Source organism: Mycobacterium sp. (assembly GCF_049673265.1).
Taxonomy (GTDB): Bacteria; Actinomycetota; Actinomycetes; order Mycobacteriales; family Mycobacteriaceae; genus Mycobacterium.
Genome location: NZ_JBATXN010000639.1, coordinates 1 through 3,422, shown reverse-complemented (window position 1 = coordinate 3,422; position 3,422 = coordinate 1). Strand labels below are relative to the sequence as shown.

Annotated in this window: 3 protein-coding genes; 1 reads left to right on the top strand and 2 read right to left on the bottom strand. The window is 63.6% G+C overall.

The genetic code is table 11. The features are described from left to right. Together WBF82_RS21650 and WBF82_RS21645 are read right to left on the bottom strand one after the other, a co-directional pair. On the bottom strand, positions 1 to 556 hold a 556-nt coding region (locus tag WBF82_RS21650; RefSeq protein WP_424384982.1), incomplete at its 3' end, for an AMP-binding protein. A 3-nt stretch (positions 557 to 559) separates the two neighbouring features. Further along, a complete protein-coding gene (locus WBF82_RS21645; protein WP_424384981.1) occupies positions 560 to 2,248 on the bottom strand; it encodes an AMP-binding protein in 1,689 nt (562 codons plus the stop codon). 174 nt (positions 2,249 to 2,422) lie between these two features. Here WBF82_RS21645 and WBF82_RS21640 point away from each other — a divergent pair. Beyond that, the coding region (locus tag WBF82_RS21640) for a DUF1214 domain-containing protein (RefSeq protein ID WP_424384980.1) at positions 2,423 to 3,422 on the top strand (1,000 nt) is incomplete at its 3' end.

The window sequence follows — 3,422 nt, the reverse complement described above, 5'->3', positions numbered from 1 at the left end:
GGATGTTGATGGGCTCGCGGTTGTCTAGCGCTGCCATTCGCGATCGCAGTGCGTCCGGCGACACCAGCTCGGCGCGGTCGCGCAGGTTGATCCAGTCGTCGGTGTCGAGGAATACGACGTCGCGCAGATCGGTTGCGTTCGGACGCACCTCTTCGACCATGGCGCGGTAATCCGAACTCTTGAAAGCCGTCGCCGCGATAAGCATGCGGACACCCGACTGGTCCAGTACGTATCCCAGCTCGTGCGTACGGTATGCGGGATTGATGTTGACCAGAATCGCGCCGGTCTTCACGGTCGCATACTGCGTCATGACCCACTCGGCGCAGTTTGGTGACCAAACACCGACCCGGTCACCGTGCTGCACGCCCAGCGACATCAAACCTCTTGCGATCAGATCAATCTCGGCGTTGAGCTCGGCGTAGGTCCAACGCCGCTCAGCAATAACGTCCACCAACGCCTCGACGTCGGGGTGTGTCGCAACGGTTCGCTCGAAGTTGTCCCCGATCGTCTCCTCGAGCAGCGGTGGGCTGATCGGGCCGGCGTCATAGGATTTCACCGTTCAGACCACCAGGTCTTCGTATCGGAATTCCGAAGACTTCGGTGTACCCGCGACATGTGCGCGCTCTTCCCGGCGCCGCAGATCCACTCGACGGATCTTGCCGGAGATCGTCTTCGGCAGCTCGTAGAACTCAACTCGCCGCACCCTCAGATGCGCTGCCACCCGGTCACGCACGAACTCCATGATCGTCCTGGCCGTCTCGGCATCCGCCGGCCAGTCGGCGGCCAACGCAATGTAGGCCTTGGGAATCGCCAGCCGGGTGTCGTCGGGCTGCGGCACGACAGCGGCTTCCACGATCGCCGGATGTTCGATGAGCACGCTTTCCAACTCAAATGGTGACACCTTGTAGCCCGAGGACTTGAACACGTCGTCGGCTCGGCCGATGTACGTGATCCTCCCGTCGTCGTCACGCCGTGCGATGTCGCCGGTGTGGTAGTAGCCGCCGGCCATCGCGGCGGCGTTGCGCTCCGGATCCTGCAGATATCCGGTCATCAGGTTGACCGGATGAGCGCTCAGGTCAAGGCAGATCTCACCTTCCCGTCCGGGTGCACCGCTGACCGGGTCGACGAGCACAATCGGTACCCCGGGCAGCGGCCGGCCCATCGAGCCGGGTTTGACTGGACGGCCCGGAAGATTGCCGACCAACAGTGTGGTCTCGGTCTGCCCATAGCCGTCGCGGATGGTCAGCCCCCACGCGCGCTCGACTTGAGCGATGACGTCGGGATTGAGCGGCTCGCCGGCGGCCACGATCTCGCGCAGCGTGTCGGGCCTCGCGCCAAGGTCCGCCTGAATCAGCATGCGCCACAGTGTCGGTGGGGCACAGAACGTCGTCACCTCAGCGCGGCGAAGATGGCTCAGCAGGGCCGCTGCATCCAATCGCCGGTAGTTGTACACCAAGATCGTCGCCTCGGCGATCCACGGTGCGAACAGACAACTCCAAGCGTGTTTGGCCCACCCCGGTGAGCTGATCGCCAAGTGCACATCGCCCGGTCGCACGCCGATCCACGCCATCGTCGACAGATGCCCGACCGGGTAGCTGATCTGAGAGTGCGTCACCAGCTTGGGTTTACTTGTGGTACCCGAAGTGAAATAGATCAGCATCGGGTCGTTCACCGTCGTTCGCGCGGTGAACGGCCCCGCTGAAACGACATCGGTGGCGTCGGCATAGCAGTGCCAGCCCGCGGTGTCGGCGCCCACGACGATGCGGCGGTAGTCGCCGTCGACGTCGGTGAACTTTGCGGTGTCGGCGGCGTTGGCGATCACCGCCCGCGGTTCGCCGCGGACGATGCGGTCGGCGAGCTCTGATGGTCCCAGCGCACCGGTCGCCGGCATCGCCACCGCCCCCAGCTTCGCGACGGCAAGCGTGCACTCCCACAGCTCAATCTGGTTGCCCAGCATCAGGACGACGCGATCACCCTTGCCGACACCGAGATGCTCGAGCCACGCCGCCACCCGGTCGGACCGCTGAGCCATCGCGGCAAAACTGACGCTCTGCTCGGCGCCGTCTTCCTCGACGATCCGCAGCGCGGTGCGGTCGTTGCCGCGGGCGATGACGTCGAACCAATCGCTGGCCCAATTGAAAGCGCCGACCAGCTGCGGCCACTCGAATGTGCTCGCGAGTTTGTCGTCGTCAGCGATGGCGAAGACCTGGTCACGCGCAGCGCGATAGCGCTCGGTGTTGCTCGCCATGGAGTCAGCATCCACCGCCGAGCCGGATTTCTCAGCAGGTTGCGGGCCCAGAGTCATAGCGGCCATTGACAGCATCGATGGTCCGATGCCATTGTTGTCGAGTATTAAATGAAAACGCTGTTCTCAGATAAAGGGTTTCTTATGGCCGTCCAGGCGGGTGGAAGTGGTGGCGATGTGAGCGCTGCGCAGCGGCCGGTGGCATGGTTGCCACACTCGATTTCGGAGGCGGCCGCCGAGGCACCGGCGAGCGGCGACGTCGACTTGGCTGCGGCGTGGTCGCATCTGATCCGCCGGCTCGACAATGCAGCACAGATCGTCAAATGCGATCCCGCAAGCCGAAATCCGGTCGATCTCGCGGCGGGGATGCGGCACCTGCTGGTGCTGCTGGCCGCCGGTATCGACGTGGCGCTGCGATTCGACCCTGATCCAATTCTGCGGGTCCAGCGTGCAAGCACTAACGACCTCATCACGTGGGGAATGGAGTGTCCGGACTGTCTGTACACCGGTGCCCCGCTGCGCGGTGGTGAGAGCTATCGACTGTTCGGTAACCGCGGCACCGCCCGATATGTGGGGCTGCAAACGATGAACGGCATCGCCTCGACCGCGAATGCATTGGTCGACGAGCTCGACGTCGACGCCGACGGGAACTTCGAGGTGGTCTTGTCCGCCGATGAGCACGACGGGAACTGGATGCGCATCGAGGGGCCCAATCCCACATTGACGGTGCGGCACTTCTTCTATGACTGGGATACCGAGACGCCGTCGTCGTTGCGGGTCGAGCGGATCGGCGATCCGATCGGTCGCAACCTGCCTGCCGTCGAACGAGACACCGTGGTGTCGCGGCAGCTGGTCGCGCTCGGCGACTTCGTTCACGACAATCTCGAGTTTTTTCTGCAGTTCGGCGCGGCCGCGCCACCGAATGGGTTTTTACCCCCGATCGATCGCACCGCGATCGGTGCGGCCGCCGAAAACAAACCGGTCATCGGGCGTTGGGAACTAGGCACCGATGAGGCGCTGATCCTCGAAGTTGCACCGCCCCAAGGAGTTTACTGGAGCTTTTCACTCGGCAATCCGTGGTGGGAAACGATTCACTACGGTCGCCACCAATCCAGCCTGAACGGACATCATGCCGTCATGGACTCCGACGGACTAGTTCGCGTGGTGATGTGTACGC

What these genes read in the sequence shown, in the direction of transcription:
- WBF82_RS21645 (WP_424384981.1), bottom strand. Translation starts at nt 2,248, where the DNA reads ATGGCGAGCAACACCGAGCGCTATCGCGCTGCGCGTGACCAGGTCTTC.